Source organism: Zunongwangia sp. HRR-M8, from assembly GCF_027594405.1.
In the GTDB taxonomy this organism is placed as follows: Bacteria; Bacteroidota; Bacteroidia; order Flavobacteriales; family Flavobacteriaceae; genus Zunongwangia.
In genome coordinates this window covers 3,434,238-3,459,796 of sequence record NZ_CP115161.1, presented here as the reverse complement: position 1 = coordinate 3,459,796, position 25,559 = coordinate 3,434,238, and the positions used below count along the sequence as shown (strand labels likewise).

Here is a 25,559-nt window from a genome sequence, read left to right as displayed (position 1 = left end):
TATAAAACATAACTATGAATATTCCAGAGGATTTAAAGTACACCAGAGACCACGAGTGGGTTAAAATTGATGGTGACATTGCAACTGTAGGTATCACAGATTTTGCACAAGGTGAGTTGGGAGATATTGTTTACGTTGAGGTAGAATCTGTAGACGAATCTCTAGACCGCGAAGACGTATTTGGTACCGTAGAGGCTGTAAAAACAGTTTCAGATCTTTATTTACCACTTACGGGAGAGATTATTGAGTTTAATGATAGTCTGGAAGATGAGCCGGAAAAGGTAAATAACAATCCCTATACCGACGGTTGGATGATTAAGATTAAGTTTTCTGAAATTTCTGAACTTGAAGATCTTCTTACGGCCCAAGAATATAAAGAAATAATCGGTGGCTAAAATTGCCTTTTTTTTGGCAGGAGCTTACACGGCAACGCTGCTTTTTTTCTCGTTGTATAAAATTACACCAGAATTTGAAGTAGGAGGATTTAGTGTAACCGATAAGATGCTACATGCATCTGCCTATTTAATGTTGTTTGTATTTTGGAATTTGGCTTTTTTTCTAAAATCCAATACAGAAACAGCATATAAGTCGACAATAGTTAAAATAAGTTTAGCTTGTATTGCTTTTGGTATGTTAATTGAGGTATTACAAGGGACGCTTACTAGTTATAGACAAGCCGACTGGTGGGATGTTGTCGCAAATTCAACCGGTGTTTTAATAGCATCATTTCTTTTTTTAGCTTTTGAGGGACCACTCAAAAAGGTTAAAAACTGATATTTGTTTAATTTTTTGGAAAAAATATTTATTTTAGCAAACCTTATTAATCAATAACCATTATGGAACCTAAGAAAAATCCTAAAGCAGATTTGTCCAGAAGAAGCGTATTGTTTCTTCAATTAGGTCTAATATTGGTTCTTTTTGTAACCTGGCAGGCTATCGAATGGAAGACTTATGACAAGTCTGATATCGATACCGGAATGGTACAGATGGATCAATTAGAAGACGAAGAAATTCCAATTACTCAAATGCAAAACACGCCTCCACCACCACCGCCACCACCACCGGCGCCAGAGGTGATTGAAGTTGTGGAAGACGAGGAAGAAGTAGAAGAAGATGAAATCGAATCTACAGAAACCAGTCTTGAAGACATCGTAGAGGTAGAGGAAGTGGTTGAAGCACCTTCTGAAGAAGAGGTTGCAGATGTTCCTTTCTCTGTAATTGAAGATGTGCCAATCTTCCCAGGATGTGAGAACCTTAAGAACAATGATGAGCGTAAAGCTTGTATGAGTGAAAAAGTTCAGAAATTTGTAGTTAAAGAGTTCGATACAGATTTAGGGTCAGAGCTTGGATTATCGGGTATTACTCGAGTAATTGTTCAGTTTAAAATTAATAAACAAGGTAATATTACAGAGGTAAGAGCTCGTGCTCCACACCCAAGATTAGAGCAGGAAGCTGCTAGAGTTGTAAATAAATTACCTAAAATGCAACCTGGTAAGCAAAGAGGTAAGCCAGTTGGGGTTGTTTATTCACTGCCAATTGTTTTCCAAATTCAGGATTAAAAAATTACGTTTTATAAAATATTTAAGAAATCCCGGTAAATCCGGGATTTCTTTATTTCAGGATAGCTTTAAATAGCGTATCTTTCAACCCGAAAAATCTTTTATCCTGGTATGAAGTATATCCTACTTCCAATCATATTCTTCTCGTTTTTTAATTTGCATTCCCAGAACGCTGAGGTTTATCCCGTTTTTCCGGAGTGCGAAACTGTAAACTATAGTGCTTCTGAAGCTTGTTTTAATACTACTTTGACAGAATTTGTAGTAGAGCGTTTCCAAGTGCCTTCTGCATTGAAAGAGAAAAGATATAGTGGGCAAATTACTGTGATTTTTGAAGTGAGCAGAACCGGTGCTTTTCGAGTAATGTATGTTGATGCTGCTTATGAAAGTTTGAAAGAGGAAGTAGAAAGAGTGTTTTCTCTTTTACCGCAAATACAGCCTGCGATGTACAATGCGCAGCCTACTTATATGCAATTTCGATTGCCTATTAACGTTCCTTTAGAAAGCAATCTAATACAAGAGGTGCGAAGTGAAAATATAACTTCAGTAAATGCTCCAGTAATCGCTCAGGAGGGCAAAGAAGATTTTGCTGAAAACGAGTTGGTAAAGGCAGCCGATGAATATGATTCAATAAAGTCTAAAATCTTCACTAATCCTCGTTACAGTAGTAATATCAATATTCCGCTTTCTCACGAATATTATTCCAGATTCGATGCGGCGCTTAACCAAATAGGAACAAATACGCATACTGCTTCAAAACCATTTTTATTTAAAGATGTATCTAAGTATTACGATTTAGAAGGAGATTCAAAACGTTTATTTCAAGATCGAAAAACATTAGTGGGGCGTAAAATCTGGAATGAGCATATGGTTAGGTTTGAAACCGATGATTATTGGTTTACTTTCGATTTTGCTTTAGATCTTCAATTAGGTAAAGATTTTAATGATGATAGCAGAGACTATACTTATAATAATACTCGAGCTGCTATTTTTCAGGGTGGGCTAGGCAAGAATCTAAATTTCTATGCGGTAGTTTACGAAAATCAAGGCCAGTTTGCTGGATATTATAATAATTGGGCAGAGTCTCTTCGGCCGGCTGGTGGCGATCCAGCTATAATCCCTGCACGTGGAATAGCGAAGCCATTTGGAGATAATGCCTATGATTATCCGGTTGCTGAAGGTTATATTTCCTATAGTCCTTCAAAATTCTTTAATGTTCAGTTCGGGCATGGTAAAAATTTTATAGGAGATGGTTATCGTTCTTTGTTGATGAGTGATATTGCTTCTCCTTTTCCTTATTTAAAATTAGATACTGAATTTTGGAAATTGAAATATACCAATACCTGGATGTCTTTACGCGATGTACGTCCAGAGGTTAATGATAATGGTAGTTTTAAAACCAAATTCATGGCTAATCATTATTTAAGTTTGAATGTTACAAAACGTCTTAATATTGGTTTGTTTGAGTCTGTAATTTGGGAGAGTGATAACGATCGAGGTTTTGATCTTAATTATTTGAATCCAGTTATTTTCTACAGAGCGATAGAATTCTCTACGGGACCTAACGGGGGGAATGCTTTAATAGGGCTTACGGCAAAATATAAAATTAATAATCAGTTGAATGCCTATGGGCAATGGATTATTGATGAATTTTCTTCTTCTGATATTTTTGGAGGGAAAAAGAGTTGGAAGAATAAATTGGGTTATCAATTGGGGTTGAAATACTTTAATGCATTCGACGTTCCTAATCTTTTCCTTCAGTTAGAATACAATCAGGTTCGACCTTATACTTATTCCCATAGAAAACCCGTTTTAAATTATGGCCATGCCAATCAATCCATGGCGCATCTATGGGGTGCGAATTTTAGAGAAATAATTGCCATTGGTAGGTATAAAAAAGATCGTTGGTATGGGATGGCAAAAATGATCTATGGGAAAAGGGGTTTTGACTTTAATTCTTTTGAAGATCCTTTTTCATATGGAGAAAATATTTACCGAAGTTATAGAGAGAGACCTTTTGATGATGGTGTGAAGATAGGGCAGGGTAACACTGGTATTTCCTTTTTCGGTCAATTAGAAGCAGGGTACATTATTAATCCAGAAACCAATTTGAAGCTATACGGTAGTTTTATTTATAGAAATATGAATACCGACGTGAATACAGTGAATAACTTCGATATTTCTACCACTTGGCTTAACTTTGGAATACGTACAGATATTTTTAACTGGTACTACGATTACTAGACTTTTAAGCTTGCTAAAAAATTAACAATTGTGCGGCCTTGCCAAAACCTAATTAAGGAGTATCTTTGCGCCAATTATAAAAAGTAGTTTTTGAGCAGCGCAGGCGTACATAGTACTTCCACTTCAATATTATCGGATTTTAAGGAAATAACCAAAATGCGTCTTGCAATTAGTGTGGTTTTTTCTTCTGTTGCTGGCTATTTTTTAGGTGCTGAAACTGTTGATTTCGTAACGGTACTTCTTCTTGCTATTGGTGGATACCTCATGGTTGGTGCATCTAATGCGTACAATCAGATAATTGAACGGGATCTTGATGCATTGATGAATAGGACAAAAAATCGCCCTATTCCCGCAGGTAGAATGTCGATTACCAGTGCTTTTATTATCGCAAGCCTATTTACTATTTTGGGATTAGTAGTGCTATATGTTATTAACCCTAAAACAGCCATGTTTGGTGGGATTAGTATATTTTTATATGTAAGTATTTATACTCCGCTTAAAACTAAAACACCATTATCTGTTTTTGTAGGGGCCTTTCCTGGTGCGATTCCTTTTATGTTAGGATGGGTAGCAGCTTCGGGTAATTTTAGTATCGAGCCAGGTACACTATTTATGATTCAGTTTTTTTGGCAATTCCCGCATTTTTGGGCAATTGGTTGGTGGTTATATGATGATTATAAAAAGGGAGGATTCTTTATGCTCCCCACTGGTAAAAGAGATAAAGGAACAGCAATACAAGTTATCTTATATACGGTCTGGACGATATTAGTTTCTTTGATACCGGTATTTGGTGTGACAGGTAGATTATATCTTACACCGGTTTCGGGAATTATTATTTTAATTCTAGGATTGGGGATGCTTTATTATGCGCTAAAACTTTATAAATTGAAAACGGCAGAAGCAGCAAAACGTCTGATGCTCGCCAGTGTTTCGTATATCACTTTATTACAAATTGTTTATGTTTTGGATAAATTTATAAGAGAATGGATTTAACAAGAGGAAGCGAGAAAGATAGAAGGAATCGTGCAAAAAAGATGATGCTTCTGTTTGCTATAATTAGTATGGTAATGATGTTTGCAGGTCTTACGAGTGCTTACGTAGTGAGTAAAAGCAGGCCTGATTGGCTTACGGAATTTGATTTACCTAAATCTTTCATATGGAGCACTATTGTTATTGTGGTTAGTAGTATAACGATGTTTTTAGCGAAAAAGAATATAATTGCAGGAAATAGAACTAATGGGACTGCTTTTTTAATTGGTACTTTAGTCTTAGCTTCTGTCTTTGTAGTATTTCAATTTCAAGGTTTTGCAAGTATTGTAGAAGAAGGCTATTATTTTACTGGTAGTGAAAGTACAATTACGACAAGTTTTATATATGTTTTGGTTTTAGCGCATTTAGCCCACTTGGCGGGAGGTTTGGTTGTGCTTTTAGTGCTAATTTATAATCATTTTAAACAGCGTTACTACAACGGGCAAACACTTGGATTAGAGCTTGGTGCAACTTTTTGGCACTTCCTTGATCTACTGTGGGTTTACCTGTTTTTCTTTTTATATTTCTTTAGATAATAAAATTGCGTATTTTTGCGCATCACTTAAAATTAAATGACTTCTTCTTATGGACGCTACTGTTGTTAGAACAGGTACCGAAGGTAAAACTTGGGGCGGTGGTAACCAGCCACTTGGAGCCAGCTATGGTAAGTTGATGATGTGGTTTTTCATCCTTTCCGATGCACTTACATTCACAGGTTTTTTATCAGCTTATGGGTTTTCCAGATTCAAATTTGCAGATTCTTGGCCAATACCCGATGAGGTTTTCAATCACTTTCCTTTTTTACATGGGGTAGATGCACCAATGTACTACGTTGCATTAATGACGTTTATTCTTATTTTCTCTTCTGTTACAATGGTGCTAGCTGTAGATGCTGGTCATCAAATGAAACAGGGTAAAGTGACTACTTATATGTTTTTAACCATTATTGGAGGATTAATCTTCCTTGGTTCTCAGGCATGGGAGTGGACTAATTTTATTCAGGGAGAATATGGTGCTCTAAAAACTAAGGGAGGTAAAATTCTTCAATTTGTAGATGGTGAAGGTCATCGAGTAGCTTTAGAAGATATTGCAGTAGCACACGAAGGAGAAAGAGTAACTCATGCCAACAACACCGGTGTTTGGTTTGAAGGTGAATCAACAGTTTCTGAATTTACACTAGAAGAAATAAAAGAAGGCTTCGCAGCTAACGATAATTTATTCATAAGAACTCTAGATTTTAACGAAGAAGGAGAAAAAACCATTTTATCCAGAGGGGATTCTCAAAAATGGTTAGATAATAATGCTGTTGGTATTGTTGAGGGCGCTAATTTAACAGAGAATGAATATGGGCCACCTTTATTCGCAGATTTCTTTTTCTTTATTACCGGTTTTCATGGTTTTCACGTACTTTCTGGAGTAATAATCAATGTTATTATCTTCTTCAATGTAATTGTTGGAACTTATGAGAGAAGAAGAAGTTATGAAATGGTAGAAAAGGTTGGTTTATACTGGCACTTTGTAGATTTAGTTTGGGTATTTGTATTTACTTTCTTTTACCTTGTTTAATTTTTTGAAGCGAAGAGATTATGGCACACGATAATACAGCACATCAGCACGAATCAAGTACAAAAAGAATATGGCAGGTATTTGCAATTCTTTCAGTAGTAACCATTGTAGAGGTAATATTGGGGATTTTAAGACCTCCTTTTTTAACTGAAACAACGGTAATAGGTATGCACCTATTAAACTGGATATTTATTATTCTAACCTTATACAAAGCATATTATATTGCATGGGCGTTTATGCACATGGAACACGAAACTAAAGGCTTAAGAAGAGCCGTAGTTTGGTCTGGTATCTTTTTAGCAATATATTTAATCTTTATACTTTTAACCGAAGGAGGATATATTTACGAAGTATATGAAAACGGTTATATAGCTTGGGATTTTTAATATAATCCAAAAGTTAAAATGTTAAGAAAAGGCGGTTTTGTAAAACCGTCTTTTTATTTTTGTACTCCTTTTCTGAATTGCTGCTATGAAGAAATTTTTTGTACTTACAGTACTTTTTGCACTCCCGATTATAGCCTATCTTTTTTTTGCCTCAGGTAAGAATAATTTTGCCAAGTTGCCGGTATTAACAGAGAATGTGACAGAAATTTCCAATTTGTCTACCTATAATGGGGATGCGGTTGCCTTAAGAGATCATATTAGTGTTGTAGCCTTCTTCGGAAGTAATCTTGAAGAGTTTAGAGGAAATACCTTTAATTTGGATAAGAAAATCTTAGAGAAGTATTATGGTTTCGATGATTTTCAGTTCGTAATAATACTGCCTGAAAGCGCAAGAAAAGATGCTGAAGCTTTTGCAAAAGAATTTGAAGGCATAACTAATGCAGAAGAATGGAAATTTATCTTTGGTTCCTCACAAGAAATTGAAACGATATTTAAAAGCTTCAAAAGTCCCTATCAACTTTCTGGTAATTTATATTCTCCTTACGTTTTTATTGTAGATAAAGCTGGTAATTTACGTGGTAGAGATGATGATGACGGTAAAGATCTTTATGGTTATGATTCTAGGGATATTGCTGAACTAACCAATAAAATGAATGATGATGTTAAAGTGATTTTAGCGGAATACAGATTGGCTTTAAAAAAGAATAATGCAGATCGAGATTATTAGGATTATAATAGAAATTCGGTAAAATGAAGAAGAAATATTCGTACATAGGTGTAACCATTGTTATCTTAATTTTCGGAATTATTTTTATTCCTAAAATTATTGATAGGGTTAAAGATGGTGAGGTCGTATCTGCAGATCGACTTAACAAAGAAGGAACAAAGAAAAAAGCAAAAAATTCGCCCGAGGTTGGTTTTGTTGAATTGAATGGACAAAAAAGAAAAGCTCCAGATTTTGAATTTATTGATCAACATGGTGATACCATCAGTAATCAAGATTATTTAGGGAAAGTATACGTTGTAGAATTTTTCTTTACAACCTGTCCAACAATTTGCCCTATAATGAGCGAGAATCTTGTTGAAGTTCAGGATGAATTAAAATCTTACGAAGATCAATTTGGTATAGCTTCTTTTTCAATAGATCCAGATCATGACACGCCTGAAGTTTTATCTGAATATGCCGATCGCTATGGTGTAAGCAATCCAAACTGGCATTTAATGACGGGAGATCGTGACGATATTTATAAATTGGCCAACGCAGGATTTCAAACCTATGCAGGAGAAGATCCGAGCGTAAAGGGAGGTTTTATACATTCTGGGATGTTTGCTTTGATCGATAAAGAGGGCTATATACGATCAAGAAAAGATAAGTTTGGGAATCCTTTAATTTACTATAGAGGATTTGTAGAAAGAAATAAATCGATTGCTGAAGGTGAAGAAGAACCTCAAATCGATATTTTAATTGAAGATATCAAAACATTGTTGTGAAAAGAGCTTTAACTAAAACAGACAAAATAGCAATACCGGTTATAATCGCACTATCGGTTTTAATTCCAATAGTGGTGCTTATTTTAATGAACTTGCCAGAAAGGTATAATCTTTTAGGGACAGAATCCGGAACCTTTCCGTTGTTTCATGCTGTGCTGAATGGATCTACGGCAGTTTTACTGCTTATGGGTTACTTTTTTATGAAAATAAAGGAGTATAAACTTCATAGAAATGTAATGATCACTGCATTTCTTTTGTCGTCCATATTTTTAGTAAGTTATGTGATTTCCAAAATTAGTAATGAGCCCGTACATTATGGAGGTGAAGGAATGCTGAAGTATGTATATTTTTTCATCTTAATAACACACATAGCACTTTCAGCAATAATAATTCCTTTGGTGTTATTTACGATGTATCGCGGTTTGACTGCAGAATATGAAAAGCACAAGAAAATAGCGCGGTGGACCTTCCCTATCTGGCTTTATGTGGCGATAACCGGCGTTTTGGTCTACGTTTTTATGTTTCCGTATTATTAAACAATTTTAATATGAATACAAGAGCTAACAAAAAGTGGATAGTTTCGTTTTTAATAATACTATTTATTCCTGTGGTTTCTAATGCCCAATGTGCAATGTGTAGAGCTGTTTTAGAAAGTGAAGCTTCTCAAAATGCTGCTGAAGGCATTAATGATGGTATTCTTTATTTGATGGTTTTTCCTTATTTACTCGTTGGCGGTTTGGGATACTATATTTATCGCTCTTATAGAAAAAGTAAGTCGCAGTCTTAAATCAAATTCTTTTTCTTAATAATTTTAAAAATTCCTGTAACATTTTGTAAAGATTTTAGTCTTATGGTTAAAGGCATTCATTTTGCTTCTAACCATCAATCAAAATGTTATGATCGAAATTAAAGATTTACACAAATCTTATAAAACAGGAAACAATTCTCTTCATGTCTTAAAGGGAATAAATTTTAATGTTGCTGAAGGGGAACTCGTTTCTATTATGGGCTCTTCAGGATCTGGTAAATCTACACTGCTTAACATTCTTGGTATGCTCGATGAAGCAGACGAAGGATCCTATACATTAGATGGTGTGGCTATTAAAAATCTAAACGAAAAAATAGCTGCTCGTTACCGAAACAAGTTTTTGGGATTTATTTTCCAATCTTTCAATCTTATTAATTACAAATCTGCAGTAGATAATGTTGCGCTTCCACTTTATTACCAAGGGATAAAACGTGGAGAGCGAATGGATAGGGCTGAAGCTTATTTAGAGAAAGTAGGCCTCGCCCAGTGGATGCATCACCTGCCAAATCAACTTTCTGGTGGGCAGAAACAGAGAGTAGCAATAGCCAGAGCTTTAGCAAGTGATCCCAAAGTACTTTTAGCAGATGAACCTACCGGAGCCTTAGATACTAAAACTTCCTACGAGGTCATGGATCTTATCCAAAAAATAAACGATGAAGGAAGAACTATTCTTATCGTAACACACGAGCATGATATTGCTGAAATGACCAAGCGAATTGTTAATCTAAAAGATGGGTTAATTATCGATGATACTAAAGTTAATCAGGTAAGAGCTTTACAGAATGTTTGATTTAGAGCGTTGGCAGGAAATATTCGAAACGATAAGCAAGAATAAATTGCGAACGTTTTTAACCGGGCTTTCAGTTGCTTCAGGAATATTTATTCTTGTGATTCTTCTTGGTATTGGTGAAGGCATGAAGCATGGTATTGAAAAAGAATTCCAATCTGATGCTGCCAATGTGATTTATGTTTATCCCGGGGTAACTACCAAAGAATACAAAGGTTTGAATCCTGGACGTCAAATTCAAATGAAAAATGAAGATTACGAGTTTACAAAACGGGATAACAAAAACGAATTAGAACTTAATTCTTCAATCTATCGTATTTGGTCTGGTATGATTACTTATGGTAAAGAGTCTGGTTCTTATAGAGTAGAAGGCGTTTATCCAGATTATCAATTTCTCGAAAACAGTAGTATGGTCCAAGGACGGTTTCTTAATCATAAAGATATTGAGGAATCAACGAAAATAGCCGTAATCGGAAATCGTGTAAAGCTCGATCTTTTCAAGGATTCAGATGATGTTATTGGGCAATACGTAGAAATTTCAGGAATCAAATTTCAGGTAGTTGGCGTTTATACCGATCCCGGTGGAGAAAGAGAAGAGAGTCGGGTTTTCGTTCCAATCAAAACAGCACAAAAAGTTTTTAGTGGTGCTAATAATATCGATTTACTAAGTTTTACATTAGAACCTAAAGATACTTACGAAGAAGCGCTTGCAGCGTCAAACAGTTTTACAGATAAGGTAGAAACCTATTTAAAAGGAAAGCATACTGTAGCTCCAGATGATAACAGTGCCATAAGAGTAAACAATATGCTAGAGAATACTAAGCGATTTTATGATCTTATGGGAATGATCAAGATATTCTTTTGGGGAGTGGGTATCTGTACCATTATTGCCGGTGTGGTTGGTGTAAGTAATATAATGCTAATTATCGTCAAAGAACGTACTAGAGAAATTGGTGTAAGAAAAGCTTTGGGAGCCGAGCCACTTTCGATTATAGGGATGGTGCTTCACGAATCTATTTTTGTAACCTCCTTTGCGGGATTAACGGGATTAATTGCAGGATTAATTTTGTTGGATCTAGCAGGTCCTTTAATTCAAACAGATTTTTTGTATAACCCAACGGTTGATTTTAACGTTGCGCTATCTACAGTTGTAATATTGATAGTTGCGGGTGCTTTAGCAGGTTTTTTTCCTGCATACAGAGCAGCACGAATAAAACCAATTGTAGCTTTAAGAGACGAATAATATGTTTAGTAGAGATCGCTGGGACGAAATTATAGAAGCATTAACCTCCAATTGGTTTAGAACACTGCTTACCGCCTTTGGTGTATTATGGGGGATTTTTATACTGGTAATACTTCTGGCGGCGGGTAAAGGCTTAGAAAATGGAGTGAAGCAGGGATTCGGAGATATGGCAACAAATTCTATGTTTATGTGGTCCAGAACCGTTTCCAAATCCTACAAAGGGCTTCCTAAGGGAAGAGAGTATAATTTTAAAACAAGTGATGTTGAGGCTATAAAAGAAAATGTTCCCGGCTTGTCAATTGTCTCACCCAGAAATCAACTAGGTGGTTTTGGAGGAGCTAATAATGTTGTGCGAGGTCTAAATAGCGGTGCTTACAATGTGTATGGCGATTATCCTGAAATTATAAAGCAACAGCCAATGGATATAACTTCCGGTAGATTTCTTAATTATTCGGATATTGAAGAAAAGAGAAAAGTAGCGGTTATCGGTGAGGGGGTAAAAGATGGTTTGTACGATTTAGATGAAGAAGTTTTAGGCTCATACATCAAAATTAACGGGGTCAACTTTATGGTGATTGGCACCTATAAGAAAAAAGGAAGCGGCGGCGGAGATATAGAAGAGCAGCAAAAGGAAATTTACGTGCCTTTTTCAGCATATTCCCAGGCTTTTAATATGGGAGATATTGTGGGTTGGATGGCAATTACCGCAGATGACGATCATTCTATTACCGAGCTTAAAAACCGAATTTTTAATGTTATTAAAACAAGACATACGCTGCATCCAGATGATGATAGAGCAGTAGGGAATTTTGATTTATATGAAGAGTATAGCCGGATAAACGGATTATTTGTTGCGCTTCGATTTGTAGCTTATTTTGTGGGTACCTTGGTGTTGCTGTCTGGTATAATTGGGATTAGTAATATCATGCTCATTGTAGTAAAAGAACGAACTAATGAAATCGGAGTTCGAAGAGCTTTAGGCGCAAGTCCTTGGAATATTAGAGGGCAAATTTTATTGGAATCGATATTCTTAACGATTGTTTCAGGGATGGTAGGTATCATACTTTCTACCATCGTTATTTTCATCATCAATAAAGTTTTAGAAGGAGTGGATACTTCAGAAATGATGTTTGCAAATCCATCAGTAAATATTGGCGTGGTATTAATTGCGCTGGCAATTTTAGTGATTTCAGGATTACTCGCAGGATTAATCCCGGCGCAAAACGCAATTAAAATAAAGCCGGTAGACGCTTTAAGAACCGAATAGAATCAAACCTAAGATAAATACAATCAAAAATGAAAAGAACAGTTACCATCATTATTTTAGCCATAATTTTTATAGGCTTTTTGGGTTCGCTGTATTACTACTTTCAAAAAGGTCAAGAAGATCCTGTAGTTTATCAAACCGAGCAACCATCAACTCAAACAATAACCAAGAAGACAGTGGCCACAGGTAATATAGTACCGTTAGAAGAGATTCTAATAAAGCCTAATATTAGCGGAATTATTGATGAAATTTATGTTGAAGCGGGAGAATCTGTAGAGGCAGGAGACTTAATTGCTAGGATTAGAGTGATCCCAAATGTAACTTCATTGCAAAGTGCAAAGGATGCAGTAGCTACAGCAAAGATCAATTTAGATAATCAGAAGAAGCTGTATGATCGTCAAAAATCTTTATTTGATAAAGGAGTAATTTCTGCAAACGATTTTGATAATACTGAAGTTGCCTATCAAAGAGCAGAACAAAATTATAAATCTGCTCAACAAAATTTTGAGATTGTAAAAACAGGAACAACAAGCGGGATAGGTGTTGCTGCCAATACTTTAATAAGAAGTACCGTAACCGGGATGGTTTTAGATGTTCCGGTGAAAACAGGAAATCAGGTAATCGAATCTAATAATTTTAACGACGGAACTACCTTAGCAACTTTAGCTGATGTAAATAAAATGATCTTTGAAGGAAAAGTAGACGAAAGTGAGGTAGGAAAAATAAAAGAAGGTTTGCCTCTTGAAGTTACTGTTGGTGCGATCGAGAATAAAACTTTCGATGCTGTTTTAGATTATATTGCTCCTAAAGGAGTAGAGGAAAATGGCGCGATTCAGTTTGAAATTAAAGGAACATTGGATAAAGCTGATGCTACTTTTATTAGAGCAGGTCTTAGTGCAAATGCCTCGATAATTCTTGAAAAGGCTGAAGATGTTCTTGCTATTAAAGAGGCCCTGGTTCAGTTTGATTCTGATTCACAAGAACCTTATGTAGAAATTGAAACCGGAAATCAACAATTTGAGCGTAAAAATATTCAGCTTGGCGTTAGCGATGGCATTTATGTAGAAATTAAGAGCGGAATTGATAAAGACGCTAAAATTAAAGTTTGGAATCAATTGAAACCAGCACAAAACCTTGCTGCTAATTAAAAAGTATAAGTTTTTGTAACATCTCAACTTTTCGTTAGACATATCTTTTACAATATTAATTATGAAGAAATTTAGTTTTTTAACCATTTTACTTTTCGTTGGGTTCATCACCAACGCACAGGAGAAAAAATGGACTTTACAAGAATGTGTAGAATATGCTTTGGAGCATAATATCTCTGTAAAGCAATCTGAGCTTGATGTGGAAGCTTCAGAAATCGATAAAAAAGATGCGATAGGTAATCTTTTACCGGCGATAAATGGTAATGCCAGTAACTCTTGGAATACAGGTCTAACCCAAAATGTAACCACGGGGGTCCTTCAGAATCAGACTACAAGAAACTTTTCTGCAGGGGTAACAGCAAGCATCAATTTGTTTGATGGCCTTCGTAATTATAAGCAATTACAGCGTGCAAAATTAGCTAAGCTTTCAGCACAGTATTCGCTCGATAAGATGCAGGATGATATTACGCTCAATGTTGCAAACTCATATTTACAGGTGCTTTTTGCAAAACAGGATCTAGAGGTTTTAAAATCTCAAAATGAAGTCACACAAGAGCAATTAGAGCGTACGCAACAGCTGGTAGATGCAGGATCTTTGCCAAGAGGGGATCTTTTAGAAATTAAGGCAACAGATGCCGACGAAAGACAACGTATTATTGTAGCTCAAAATAACATAAGGATTTCTTTAATTAGCCTGGCGCAAATGCTTTTAATTAAAGATTATGAAAACTTCGATATTGTAGAGTATGACTACGATATTTTTGGAGCTGAGATTTTAAATAATTCAGTTTACGATATTATTGAAAGAGCAAAAGAAGAACGTTCTGAAATTAAAATTGCAGAGGCAAATAAAGAAATTGCTCAACAAAACGTTGAAATTGCGCGTGGAGCTTATATGCCAACTTTAGGAGCTTTTGTAAATTATAATACCAGAGAGACAGGAGCAAATAGAATTGAATATTTTGATCCTCCGGGAACTTCAATTACAGAGATTGGTTATGTAGAATCTACAGGAGAGCCTGTTGTGACGGAGACTAGTGATCCTGCGGTTCCAACAGTTATAGGTCCACGTCCTTTTATCGATCAGTTATGGTTAAATGATGGTATTTCTTATGGGTTTCAATTAAGCGTTCCTGTATTTAATGGGTTTTCAACCAGAAACCAGGTACGAAGAAGCCAGGTAGATGCGCGTAGAGCAGAATATCAATTAGAACAGGCAGAGCTAGATCTTGAAGCAAATGTTTATCAGGCTTACGTAGATGCCTCTGGTGCTTTTGAAGCTTACGAAGCGGCATTAGTTGCAGCAGAATCTCAGGAACAAGCTAACGAATATGCTACAGAACGTTACGATGTAGGATTAACAAATGCTTTTGATTTTAGTCAATCTAAGTTACGTTTTGAAAATGCGCAACGCGAGGTGATTCGTGCTAAATATGATTATATTTTCAAATTAAAAGTATTGGAGCTTTACTTTGGAGTTCCGGTTTCAGATTTACGATTTTAAATTTACCCCAGTTAGTAGATTTAAGTAATAATAGATAATAGATCATCTACGATTGATGATTAAAAATGATTGCGTTTAAAAATTTTATAAATGAAAAAGAAAACTCTTTTTATCATTCTTGGTGTAGTAATAGTGCTAATTATATTACTTGTTGTAGGTAAAAAATCGGGAATGTTCGGTAAGAGCGGTAATTTTAAGCAGATCGAAGTTACAGAAATTAAACCATTGGACATTGTTGAAACAGTATCTGCTACCGGGAAAATTCAGCCCGAAGTAGAGGTGAAATTATCTTCTGAAGTTTCAGGAGAAATTATTGAGCTTCCCATTAAAGAAGGGCAACAGGTAGAAAAAGGTGATCTTTTGGTTAGAATTAACCCAGATCTTTACCAGTCGAGCTTGCAACGTTCTCAAGCCAGTATGGAAAATACTCGTGCAAATTATGCACAATCTCAGGCTAGTTTAAAACAAGCAAAAGCCGATTATGAGCGTAACAAAACTTTATTCGATAAAGGAGTAATTTCAAAGGCTGAGTGGGATGGTATAGTGTCTAATTACGAAGTAGCAGAAGCTAATAAAGAGTCTGCTTACTATAGCATGCAAAGCGCAGCGGCGACTGTGACCGAAGCTCAGGATAATTTAGGTCGAACTAGCATTTATGCTCCAATGAGTGGAACCATATCTAAATTAGATGCTGAATTAGGTGAACGAGTTGTAGGAACACAACAGATGGCAGGTACCGAAATTTTGAGAGTAGCCAATCTCTCTAATATGGAAGTTGAAGTTGATGTTAATGAAAATGATATCGTAAAAGTTGAAGTAGGAGATTCTACCACAGTTGAGGTTGATGCGTACCTGAGAAAAGAATTTAGAGGAGTGGTAACCGAAATTTCTAATTCTGCAGATAGTGAATTAACAACAGACCAGGTAACCAATTTTAAAGTGAAAGTAAGAATTTTAGAAGAATCTTACCAAGATCTTTTAGAAGGGCGGGGCGAGAATTATTCGCCTTTTAGACCGGGTATGACGGCTACCGTAGATATTATCACAAACCAAAAGAATAACGTAATAGGAGTGCCAATTAGTGCTATTGTTGTAAAATCTGATACAACCTCTGCCAAAACAGGGTCATTGCCAGCTTCAGCAAAAGAAACAGACCCTTCTAAACTTTATGAGTGTGTCTTTGTTAAGAATGGAGAAGAAGCTAAATTGCGCGTTGTAAAAACCGGTGTTCAGGACGATGCTAACATTCAGATTACAGAAGGTCTGAAAGAAGGAGAAACCGTAATTACCGGTCCTTATAATGTGGTAACAAAAACTCTTAAGTCTGGAGATAAAGTTGAGGTCTCAAATAGCGGTAACAGCGAAGACTAGAGTTTAAAAAATTAAAATTTTGGCTATAATTCTTTGTTTGGAAACAGCAACCACAAATTGTTCGGTTGCTTTGTGTGAAGATGGTAATTTAATTGCTTTAAAAGAAGATAACAGTAAAGGCTATTCGCATGCCGAAAAGCTTCATGTTTTTATTGATCAGATACTCAAAGAAAATAAGCTTGAAATCAATAATCTTGATGCTGTAGCTGTAAGTAAAGGCCCTGGGTCTTATACTGGATTAAGAATAGGTGTTTCTACCGCAAAAGGTTTATGTTTTGCTCAGGATATTCCGTTAATTTCAGTGCCTACTTTAACTGCTTTGGCTAAAAAAGTAGCTCCACAACCACAGGAGCAGATTATCCCAATGCTGGATGCTCGAAGAATGGAAGTATATTCCGCAGTATTCGATTCAGTATTTAACCAAGTTAGAGAAACAAAAGCTCAAATACTTTCCGAAGAATCATTTACGGAAGAATTGTCGAAAGGAACAGTTTATTTTATTGGGAACGGAGTTGCTAAATTCAAAGAAATTTGTGAGCATCCTAATGCTGTTTTTATAGAAGATAAGCTTCCTTCAGCAAAAGAAATGTGTGTAATAGCATTTGATAAATATAAAATAAGCGACATGGAAGATGTCGCTTATTTTGAGCCTTATTATTTAAAGGATTTTGTAGCAGGATAATCTGCTGTCTTATAGTTCTTTGTCTTCAGAACTGTCTTTAGATTTTTCTGATTCTTTTAAAACAGTCCCATTCATTTTTGTTTGATCGTAAAGATAAACATCTCTTTGTGGATAAGGAATGGTCATACCTGCTTCTTCCAATCTTATCTTACCTTCTTCTAGCATATACCAGTGGAGGTCCCAAAATACAGTATTGGATGCAAAATATCTCACATAAAAGTTAACCGAGTTGTCACCAAGTTCTCCAACTAATACCTGTGGCGCTGGATCTGCTTCGATACCTTCCTGTTCTTTTACAAGATTCATCAATACTTCTTTAGCTTTCTTTATATCGTCGTCATAAGAAATACCAAAAGTCATATTTTCGCGACGAACACCGTTTACAGTATAGTTTACAATGTTGTCATTTGCCAAGCTACCATTTGGAATTACAGCTTCCTGATTTCCGAAGGTATCTAGCTTAGTATAAAAAAGATTTACTTCTTTTACACTACCAGAAACTCCTTGTGCTTCAATCCAATCTCCTATTCTAAAAGGTTTTAAGATGATAATCAAAACTCCTCCTGCGAAGTTTGATAAAGATCCCTGTAATGCAAGACCTATAGCTAAACCTGCAGCACCAAGAATGGCCACTAAAGAGGTTGTTTCTATGCCTACTTGGGAGATGGCAACAATAATTACCAATATTTTTAAAGCCCAGTTTACCAATGTAGCAAGGAAGCCTTCTAAAGCAGGATCGTATTCTCTTTTTTGCAGTGCATTTTTCATGAATTTTATTATCCTTTTTACGATCCAAAAACCGATAATTAGGATTAAAATAGCTGCAATTAAGTCGGGTAGAAAATCAATAAATTTTTTAGCGTATTCTTTCGCTACAGCAGAAAAGTCGTTTAATTTATCCATAGTTTTTTAGTAGTTTTCACAAATAGAATAATTTTTTTGAGTAAATGCGAGAAATTCTCGTTTAAGTTTTGTTAAACCAGCTGTATATTATTTAAAACGCTCGTTAAATTTTGGTCGGGTAGCTGGCATTTACCCTCTTCGCATAAAAATATTTGGGTTTTTCCGTTAATAAATCTGTTGGCAAGTAAAGGCAAGTCGCTTTCTACTTTACTTCCTGAAAGTATCAAATTAGGATTATAATTTTTCTGAATTTCAGTTTTATACTCCATTGCTTTATTACCAAGAATTGCAACCTCGTAATAAGGATTACTCATATTCATATATAGTTGAAGCCAGTTAGAATATCCCATAGGGTAGGATTCGATTTTTTCTGAAATAACTTTAAGCATTTTAACGGCGATATCCTGATATTCCATATTCCTCAATAATTTACTTAGTTTAAATAAATTATTAGCCATTACTGAGTTAGAAGCAGGTATCACATTATCGGTGAATTCTACCGGAGTACTTATTAATGGATCATCTTCTAAAGATGTGAAGTTAAAAAGTCCATTTTCGGCATTATGGAAATTTTTGATACTATATTGAAGCATCTTTTTCGCCAGATCGATCCATTTTTCATCGAATGTAACCTCATAGAGCTTAACAAAAGCTTCAATTGTAAATGCGTAATCTTCAAGATAGCCATTAATCTTACTCTTTCCGTTTTTATAAGAATGGTATAATCTAAAATCTGAACTACACTGTTTTTCAAATATAAAATTGGCATTCTTACTAGCAATTTCTAAAAACCTGGTAATTCCCGTAGCAGCATAAGCATCCAAAAAACCTGTAATCGTCATTGCGTTCCAAGAAGTAAGTGTTTTATCGTCTAGACCTGGCCTTTTTCTTTTTTTTCTTACTTCTGAAAGAATACCAGTCCATTTCTCTTTTTTATTTTGAAGTTTCTCTAGCGAGATTTGATGTTTCTTGGCGAAGCTTTTGTCGTCTTCGGTTTTATAAAGAATATAATTTCCGTTTTCCCAATATCCTTTTTCATTGATGTTGAAATAAGAAGCAAATAAGTTGTAATCTGAAGTTAATAACTTCTGAAGTTCTTCTTTTTTCCAGGTGTAGTAAGCGCCTTCTTCCTGTTTTCCGCTTTCATTTTCAGAATCAGCATCCAGAGCAGAGTAAAATGCTCCCGAACTATCTGTAAGCTCATTTTCGATAAATAGGGCTGTTTTTTCAACAATCTCTCTAAACCATGGATTTTGAGTAAGTTTATAAGCTTTGCTGTAAACGCTTAGCAGTTGAGCATTGTCATAAAGCATTTTCTCGAAATGCGGAACATGCCATCTTGCATCTACAGCATATCTGGAAAAACCACCGCCCACATGGTCGAATGTTCCCCCAAAAGAAATTTTATTTAGTGTGTGAAGAACGTAATCATTTAACTGGGTATCCTGAAATTGATAAGAATATCGCAGTAAAAAATCCAGATTAGTGGGCATCATAAATTTTGGAGCATTTTTACTACCTCCAAGTTTAGTATCCAAATATGGTTTCCAGATTTCTAAAAAAATCTTCAAATTATCCTGAGAGAATTCTACGTCATTTTTACCAATTTCAAGAGTGTTTAATTGGTGTAGTCCTTTTTCAAGTTTTTCAGCATAATTAGTTAATTGCGCCGGCTCTTTCTCATAAATCTGTCTAATTTGGCGCAAGGCGCTTATCCATTGTTCTTTTCTAAAATAAGTGCCACCCCAAACAGGCCTGCCGTCTGGTAGCGCCACAATATTCATTGGCCAGCCACCACTTCCGGTCATTATTTGTACGGCCTGCATATAAACCTGATCGATATCTGGTCGTTCTTCACGATCTACCTTTATAGAAACATAATGCGCATTCATGATATCAGCTACCTCTCCATCTTCAAAACTCTCGTGCTCCATTACATGACACCAGTGACAAGCCGAATAGCCAACACTTATAATAAGTAGCTTATTACTCTGTTTTGCCTCCTGTAATGCCGTTTTATTCCATGCTCTCCAATCCACTGGATTATGGGCATGCTGAAGCAAATACGGACTACTTTCATTTATTAAATCATTAGTAAACTGCGGGGATTCCATAACCTATTTTTAATAAAAGGTAGTAAAATTTAAAAGTTTTGGTGCAATGAAGTTTAGATAACTTCACGTTCGTAATGACAATCTAAAGGTGAGATCATTATATTTGTCTCTCAAAATCAGCACAAAGCCTATATTTTGGAGGTAGTAATTAATTAAAGTTTTGGTAACCTTGGAGCGCTTTTAATTTGAAAAAAAAGAAAGACTTTTGCTGGTTGAAAATATAGGATTTATGGAAGATGTATACATTGTAATGCTGGTGGCCCTTCTTGCACTGGCAATTACAGATTTGGTGGTAGGAGTAAGTAATGATGCCATCAATTTTTTGAATTCGGCTATTGGGTCTAAAGCCGTTTCAATGCGAACCATTTTAATCGTTGCCAGTATAGGTGTAGCTGTAGGTGCGATATTTTCGAGTGGTTTGATGGAGGTTGCCAGAAAAGGGATTTTTCTGCCTCAGCAATTCTATTTTGAAGAAATCATGATCATTTTTATGGCGGTAATGATTACAGATGTACTGCTGCTCGATTTCTTTAACTCTATTGGTCTTCCTACTTCGACAACAGTATCTATTGTTTTCGAATTACTGGGTGCTGCTGTAAGTATAGCTGTAATTAAGATCTATAAAGATAGTGGCGATTTAGGATTATTAACAAATTATATAAATACCAGTAAGGCGACAGAGATTATTATAGGTATTTTAATGGCGGTAGTTATTGCCTTTATAATAGGGTTGCTGGTTCAATATATATCAAGACTTATTTTCTCTTTTCAGTTTGAGAAAAAAATGAAATATGTTGGAGGTGCTTTTGGTGGAGCTTCATTAACCGCTATCCTTTATTTTATCCTTATAAAAGGTCTTAAAAGTGTTACTTACCTTTCTGAAGAAACACTAAATTTTATAAATGAAAATACGCTATTAATAATACTTATTGGTTTTGTAATATTCTCGATTATCAGTCAGCTTTTAATGAGTATTTTCAAGCTAAATATTCTTAGGGTAATTATTGTTATAGGAACTTTTGCATTGGCGTTAGCATTTGCTGGTAACGATTTGGTAAACTTTATTGGAGTGCCTATTGCTGCGTGGCAATCTTTCACTTTATGGGAAGCTGCGTATCAATCTTCAGGAACATTACCTTCAGAGCTTTTGATGAGCGGTTTAAGCGGGAGCGTTCCTACACCAGAGTTTTTGCTAATCATAGCAGGTGGTGTTATGGTAGTAACTCTGTGGTTTAGCAGTAAAGCCAAAGCAGTAGTAGAAACGGGAGTGAACCTGGCAAGACAAGGAGATGGAGTAGAACGTTTTGAACCCAATTGGCTTTCCAGAAGTATTGTTCGCTATTCTGTTATAGTTAGTGGAGCTGTTTCTACCGTAGTGCCAAAAGTGGTTAAAAATAAAATAGATAAGAAATTTGAAAAGCCAGAAAATACTTCTAGAAGTAAGCGTTTAGATGCTCCGGCCTTTGATATGGTTAGAGCCTCTGTAAACCTGGTTGTGGCCAGTATTTTAATTTCTATAGGTACAAACCTTAAATTACCATTATCTACTACCTATGTAACATTTATGGTAGCTATGGGTTCTTCTTTAGCAGATAGAGCATGGGACCGCGAGAGTGCTGTTTATCGTGTTGCAGGAGTACTTAATGTAATTGGTGGTTGGTTTGTAACAGCATTAGTAGCTTTTACAGCAGCAGCAATTTTTGCTTGTATCATTTACTACGGAGGGACTATAGCCTTAGCTGTTTTAATCATTTTAGCCGTAGTTCTTGTGGTAAGAAGCGGAATAATGCATTCTAGAAAATCGAAAGAAGAGAAGAAAAATAAGCGATATAATCGTACCGATATTATTACTATTAATGAAATTACCACCGAAACTTCAGAGAATATTTCTAGTGTAATACACGGGATTAATAGAATGTACACTAAGACGGTCGATAATCTTGGTTATCATGATCTTGGCAAACTGAAGAAAAATAATAAAGCTATAGGAAAGCTTGAAGAGGAAGTAGATGATTTAAAGGGGAATATTTTTTATTTTATTAAATCGCTAGATGATGACTCTGTTGAAGCCAGTAAATTTTATATTTTGATTCTGGATTATCTTCAGGATATGACGCAGTCTATAGCATTTATTACCCGTAATAGCTATAACCACGTTCATAATAATCATAAAAACCTGAAGTTTAATCAGATTAGAGATTTGAAAAAGGTTGACGATCGTATGCAGGTTTTATTCGATGATATTGAGCATACTTTCAATAATCACGAATTTGGGAAAATAGATCAAATTCTAACAGATAAGCAGGAATTACTGGATTATGTTTCAGACTTAATTCAGAAGCAAATTAATAGGATTAGAACATCAGAGACCAGTCCTCGTAATACAAAATTATATTTTGGATTGTTATTGGAAACCCGCGATCTAATAACGTCTACGATGAGTTTATTGCAATTATTTCAGGATTTTTATCGTGAAGCAAAAAGCACTTTATAATAAATATTTAGTATTAATAAAAAAGCCGCTTAAAATTGATAAGCGGCTTTTTTTGTATCTTATAATTTTTAGAAAACTATCCGTTTATAGCTTCAACGTAATCTACTTTTCCTTTTAGCATGTCACGAAGCATCGTTTCGATTCCGCTTTTTAATGTCATCGTAGACGATGGGCAGCCACTACAAGCACCTTGTAAAATAACTTTTACTGTTCTTGTTTCTTCATTGTAAGAATCGAATAAGATATTCCCTCCATCACTAGCAACGGCAGGTTTAATATATTCTTCCAATATCGCCACAACCTGTTGTGAAGTGTCATCTAACTCATCAATATTAATTTGTGGCTTTGGGGCTTTTGCAGCATCTTCGGTTGTATTATTTTTTTCCGTAGAAGTGGTAACGGCATCATTGTTTAAAACCGAATTTCCATCCTGAATAAAATTACGGATAAATTCACGTAGTTCCATGGTGATTTCTTCCCAACTGGCAACATCAAACTTATTAATGCTCACATAATTCTCATCAATAAAAACTTCTTTTACAAATGGAAAATGAAATAATTGTTGCGCTAAAGGTGCATCCTTCGCATCGTCGATATTTTTAAATTCTGCCGCATGAAGCACAAGCTTACGATTGGCAACAAACTTCATTACCTTTGGATTAGGTGTGCTTTCAGCATAAACAGTTACCGGAATATTTTTCTGCTCGTTTTCATCGTTTTTGATAATGATTCCACCTTTATTAAGGTAAGATTCTATTTGTTCAGCTACTTCTTGCTCTACCTCTGGCCATTCTACAATATCGTACTTTTCAATAGCGATAAAATTCTGTGAGATATAAACTGTTTTTACAAAGGGAAGATAAAATAACTGTTGTGCTATAGGCGATTTTGCAGCTTCATCTATATTTTTGAATTCAAAATTCTCATGCTTGGTTAAAAATTTGTTAGCTTCAAATTTAACAATCTGAGTTTGTGTAGTATGTTGTATATTAATTTTGTAATTTTCCATTATTTTCAATTTTTGGCAAAAATACTAAACAAAAGTTATCTTGTAGATTTATTACTTAACTTATCTAATATTGCGAAATATAGTTTGATAAAATTTTACCCTAATTTTATAGTTTTTAAACGAATCAAAGGCTTATTGATTTTAAGCTTATTTTTCGTTTTTCCAGTCAATAATGCGATAGCACAAGAAGTTATCCCAACCTACTCCGATTATTTGACAGATAATTTATATCTTCTTTACCCTTCTATGGCGGGCGCTTCCAATTATAATCAGATACGTCTAACCGCAAGGCAGCAATGGTTTGACGTTAAGGATGCACCCAACTTACAAACTTTAAGTGTTAATGGAAGACTAGGTGAAAAGGTTGGATTAGGTACCATTTTTTTTAGAGATGAAAATGGTTATTTTTCCAAATTGGGTGCTTATGGTACTTTTGCTTATCATCTTATGTTTTCTCGCGATAACGTCAATCTGAATCAATTATCATTCGGGATTAGTGGGGGAATTATTCAGCATCGTTTAGACCAATCTCAGTTTACAGTTTTTGATCCTTTGATTGGAGGCCGTAATGCAACCGATTTTTTTGCTAATATGGATTTGGGATTGTCTTATTACTACATGGATTTCTATGCGCATGTTGCAGCTAAGAATATAATTTCTGTAGAGCGCGATTTATTTTATTCAGATGCTGTTCCTAATAATCAGAGAAAATATTTGGCGTCTGCCGGTTATGTTTTTGATTTCTATAAAGATGATTGGGGATTAGAACCTTCAGTTTTATTTCAGTTACGAGAGCAAAATTCGCAGAGTAGTGTAGACGCAAATCTAAAAGCTTATAAAGATTTTGATTTTGGTCTTGGGTGGATAGGTGCTTCTTATCGGCATAGTTTTGATGCTTCAGAATATAACAGAAATGGGGAAGAAGTAGCTCGCCAAAGTTTGAAATATATCACACCGTTTTTAGGTATTGAATATAAACAGTTTATTTTTGGGTACACTTTCAGCTATCAATTAAATACAATGGTTTTAAGTGATAATGGATTCCATCAACTTACACTAGGTTATAATTTCGGAAAGAATAGAGAGCGATACGATTGTCACTGTCCCGCAATAAATTAGAATTTTTTTTGCTTTACCTGAAATTCTTCTTTTTCAGGATTAATTATTTTCTGAAGCACAGTTGGATTAGTATTCGTGTAAAATTTACATTCTCCTTTTTGTTGAAAATTAGTATTCAATATTTTCAATTTCTCCAAGACTGCTTTTGTCTGTCTGGCAACCGCTTCACCAGAATCGATGATTGATATATCGTTGCTGAAAAAATGACGTAATTTAGGGATCAAGTAGGGGTAGTGACTACAACCGAGAACCAGATAATCTAAAGCTTGTTCCTGAAACGGAATTAGAATGTGCTGTAATAAGATATCCATTTCTTCGGAATTAATCTTACCGGCTTCAATAAGCTCTACAAGACCATTTCCTTCTACTTCAATAACTTTTAGATCTTGCGTATACAACTCTGAAGTTTTTGAGAATAATTGGCTGCTAAGCGTTCCTTTGGTTGCAAGAATGCCAATCGTTTTTGTTTTCGATTTTAAAGCAGCTGGTTTTATTGCTGGTTCAATTCCTATAAATGGTACGTCAAACTCGGTTCTTAGCTCCTGGATTGCATTGGTGGTTGCGGTGTTACAGGCTACAACAATTATTTTAGCGCCTAATTCTAAAAGTTTAATGGTGTTCTTCCGGCTTAATGCCACAATTTCTTCTCGAGTTTTTATTCCGTAGGGAGCATTAGCGCTGTCTGCAAGGTAAATAGTATTCTCGAAGGGAAGAAGTTCGTGAATTTCTTTCCATATAGAGGTACCGCCTATCCCAGAATCAAATATGCCTATTTTATCTTTTACCATAGCTCCAAAAATAAAAACTGCGCAGATATCTGCGCAGTTTTTATAGAATT

General features: G+C 35.3%; 25 protein-coding genes. 21 read left to right on the top strand and 4 right to left on the bottom strand.

Features of this window, described 5'->3' with window-relative positions; translation table 11 throughout:
* Positions 1-14 precede the first annotated feature (14 nt).
* The 19 genes from gcvH to tsaB all read left to right on the top strand — a co-directional run bounded on the left by gcvH (position 15) and on the right by tsaB (position 17,082).
* Positions 15-395: a glycine cleavage system protein GcvH gene (gene gcvH / locus PBT89_RS15010; protein WP_270060103.1), complete on the top strand. Its 381-nt coding sequence runs from the start codon at positions 15-17 to the stop codon at positions 393-395.
* 13 nt (positions 396-408) lie between these two features.
* The gene (locus PBT89_RS15005; RefSeq protein ID WP_270062552.1) at positions 409-774 is read left to right on the top strand and encodes a VanZ family protein; all 366 of its coding nucleotides are present in this window, start codon (positions 409-411) and stop codon (positions 772-774) included.
* 62 nt (positions 775-836) lie between these two features.
* On the top strand, positions 837-1,559 hold the full coding sequence (locus PBT89_RS15000) for an energy transducer TonB (RefSeq protein ID WP_270060105.1): 723 nt from the start codon (positions 837-839) through the stop codon (positions 1,557-1,559).
* A gap of 111 nt (positions 1,560-1,670) precedes the next feature.
* Positions 1,671-3,800, top strand: coding sequence for a gliding motility protein RemB (locus tag PBT89_RS14995; protein ID WP_270062551.1), 2,130 nt, complete (start codon positions 1,671-1,673; stop codon positions 3,798-3,800).
* Between the two features lie 90 nt (positions 3,801-3,890).
* Entirely contained in the window at positions 3,891-4,793 is a 903-nt protein-coding gene (gene cyoE / locus PBT89_RS14990) for a heme o synthase (RefSeq protein WP_270062550.1), read from the top strand.
* Positions 4,784-5,365 (top strand): cytochrome c oxidase subunit 3, encoded by a 582-nt coding sequence (locus PBT89_RS14985; RefSeq protein ID WP_270062549.1) that lies wholly within the window; start codon positions 4,784-4,786, stop codon positions 5,363-5,365. Before cyoE ends, PBT89_RS14985 begins: the two co-directional genes overlap by 10 nt.
* A gap of 49 nt (positions 5,366-5,414) precedes the next feature.
* Positions 5,415-6,395 (top strand): cytochrome c oxidase subunit 3, encoded by a 981-nt coding sequence (locus PBT89_RS14980; RefSeq protein ID WP_270062548.1) that lies wholly within the window; start codon positions 5,415-5,417, stop codon positions 6,393-6,395.
* 20 nt (positions 6,396-6,415) lie between these two features.
* Positions 6,416-6,781, top strand: a complete 366-nt coding sequence (locus tag PBT89_RS14975; protein WP_270060110.1) for a cytochrome C oxidase subunit IV family protein — start codon at positions 6,416-6,418, stop codon at positions 6,779-6,781.
* A gap of 85 nt (positions 6,782-6,866) precedes the next feature.
* Positions 6,867-7,508 (top strand): hypothetical protein, encoded by a 642-nt coding sequence (locus tag PBT89_RS14970; protein WP_270062547.1) that lies wholly within the window; start codon positions 6,867-6,869, stop codon positions 7,506-7,508.
* Positions 7,509-7,531: 23 nt separating this feature from the next.
* Positions 7,532-8,272 carry an SCO family protein gene (locus PBT89_RS14965; RefSeq protein ID WP_270062546.1) on the top strand — a complete coding sequence of 247 codons (741 nt, stop codon included), beginning with the start codon at positions 7,532-7,534 and terminating at the stop codon, positions 8,270-8,272.
* Positions 8,269-8,808: a DUF420 domain-containing protein gene (locus tag PBT89_RS14960; RefSeq protein WP_270062545.1), complete on the top strand. Its 540-nt coding sequence runs from the start codon at positions 8,269-8,271 to the stop codon at positions 8,806-8,808. Before PBT89_RS14965 ends, PBT89_RS14960 begins: the two co-directional genes overlap by 4 nt.
* Positions 8,809-8,819: 11 nt before the next feature.
* Entirely contained in the window at positions 8,820-9,059 is a 240-nt protein-coding gene (locus PBT89_RS14955) for a hypothetical protein (RefSeq protein WP_270062544.1), read from the top strand.
* Positions 9,060-9,168: 109 nt separating this feature from the next.
* The gene (locus PBT89_RS14950; RefSeq protein WP_270062543.1) at positions 9,169-9,870 is read left to right on the top strand and encodes an ABC transporter ATP-binding protein; all 702 of its coding nucleotides are present in this window, start codon (positions 9,169-9,171) and stop codon (positions 9,868-9,870) included.
* Complete coding sequence (locus tag PBT89_RS14945) at positions 9,863-11,110, top strand: ABC transporter permease (protein ID WP_270060116.1); 1,248 nt, start codon at positions 9,863-9,865, stop codon at positions 11,108-11,110. Before PBT89_RS14950 ends, PBT89_RS14945 begins: the two co-directional genes overlap by 8 nt.
* Position 11,111: 1 nt before the next feature.
* Positions 11,112-12,377, top strand: a complete 1,266-nt coding sequence (locus tag PBT89_RS14940; RefSeq protein ID WP_270062542.1) for an ABC transporter permease — start codon at positions 11,112-11,114, stop codon at positions 12,375-12,377.
* A 29-nt stretch (positions 12,378-12,406) separates the two neighbouring features.
* Positions 12,407-13,525: an efflux RND transporter periplasmic adaptor subunit gene (locus PBT89_RS14935; RefSeq protein ID WP_270062541.1), complete on the top strand. Its 1,119-nt coding sequence runs from the start codon at positions 12,407-12,409 to the stop codon at positions 13,523-13,525.
* 61 nt (positions 13,526-13,586) lie between these two features.
* Positions 13,587-15,029: a TolC family protein gene (locus PBT89_RS14930; RefSeq protein WP_270060119.1), complete on the top strand. Its 1,443-nt coding sequence runs from the start codon at positions 13,587-13,589 to the stop codon at positions 15,027-15,029.
* Positions 15,030-15,119: 90 nt separating this feature from the next.
* On the top strand, positions 15,120-16,400 hold the full coding sequence (locus PBT89_RS14925; protein WP_270062540.1) for an efflux RND transporter periplasmic adaptor subunit: 1,281 nt from the start codon (positions 15,120-15,122) through the stop codon (positions 16,398-16,400).
* A 19-nt stretch (positions 16,401-16,419) separates the two neighbouring features.
* The gene (gene tsaB / locus PBT89_RS14920; RefSeq protein WP_270062539.1) at positions 16,420-17,082 is read left to right on the top strand and encodes a tRNA (adenosine(37)-N6)-threonylcarbamoyltransferase complex dimerization subunit type 1 TsaB; all 663 of its coding nucleotides are present in this window, start codon (positions 16,420-16,422) and stop codon (positions 17,080-17,082) included.
* Positions 17,083-17,091: 9 nt separating this feature from the next.
* Here tsaB and PBT89_RS14915 read toward each other — a convergent pair whose 3' ends face one another.
* On the bottom strand, positions 17,092-17,985 hold the full coding sequence (locus PBT89_RS14915) for a mechanosensitive ion channel family protein (RefSeq protein WP_270062538.1): 894 nt from the start codon (positions 17,983-17,985) through the stop codon (positions 17,092-17,094).
* Positions 17,986-18,056: 71 nt separating this feature from the next.
* On the bottom strand, positions 18,057-20,099 hold the full coding sequence (locus PBT89_RS14910; protein ID WP_270062537.1) for a thioredoxin domain-containing protein: 2,043 nt from the start codon (positions 20,097-20,099) through the stop codon (positions 18,057-18,059).
* A 229-nt stretch (positions 20,100-20,328) separates the two neighbouring features.
* Here PBT89_RS14910 and PBT89_RS14905 point away from each other — a divergent pair, with 229 nt between their 5' ends.
* Complete coding sequence (locus tag PBT89_RS14905) at positions 20,329-22,593, top strand: inorganic phosphate transporter (RefSeq protein WP_270060124.1); 2,265 nt, start codon at positions 20,329-20,331, stop codon at positions 22,591-22,593.
* A gap of 76 nt (positions 22,594-22,669) precedes the next feature.
* On the opposite strand, the gene PBT89_RS14900 is transcribed toward PBT89_RS14905, so the two are convergent.
* Complete coding sequence (locus PBT89_RS14900) at positions 22,670-23,602, bottom strand: NifU family protein (protein WP_270062536.1); 933 nt, start codon at positions 23,600-23,602, stop codon at positions 22,670-22,672.
* Positions 23,603-23,686: 84 nt separating this feature from the next.
* On the opposite strand from PBT89_RS14900, the gene PBT89_RS14895 reads away from it, so the two are divergent.
* Positions 23,687-24,721 (top strand): PorP/SprF family type IX secretion system membrane protein, encoded by a 1,035-nt coding sequence (locus PBT89_RS14895; protein WP_333474141.1) that lies wholly within the window; start codon positions 23,687-23,689, stop codon positions 24,719-24,721.
* Here the strand turns inward: PBT89_RS14895 and murI are convergent.
* Complete coding sequence (murI, locus tag PBT89_RS14890; RefSeq protein WP_270062535.1) at positions 24,718-25,509, bottom strand: glutamate racemase; 792 nt, start codon at positions 25,507-25,509, stop codon at positions 24,718-24,720. The genes PBT89_RS14895 and murI overlap by 4 nt on opposite strands.
* Positions 25,510-25,559: the final 50 nt, after the last annotated feature.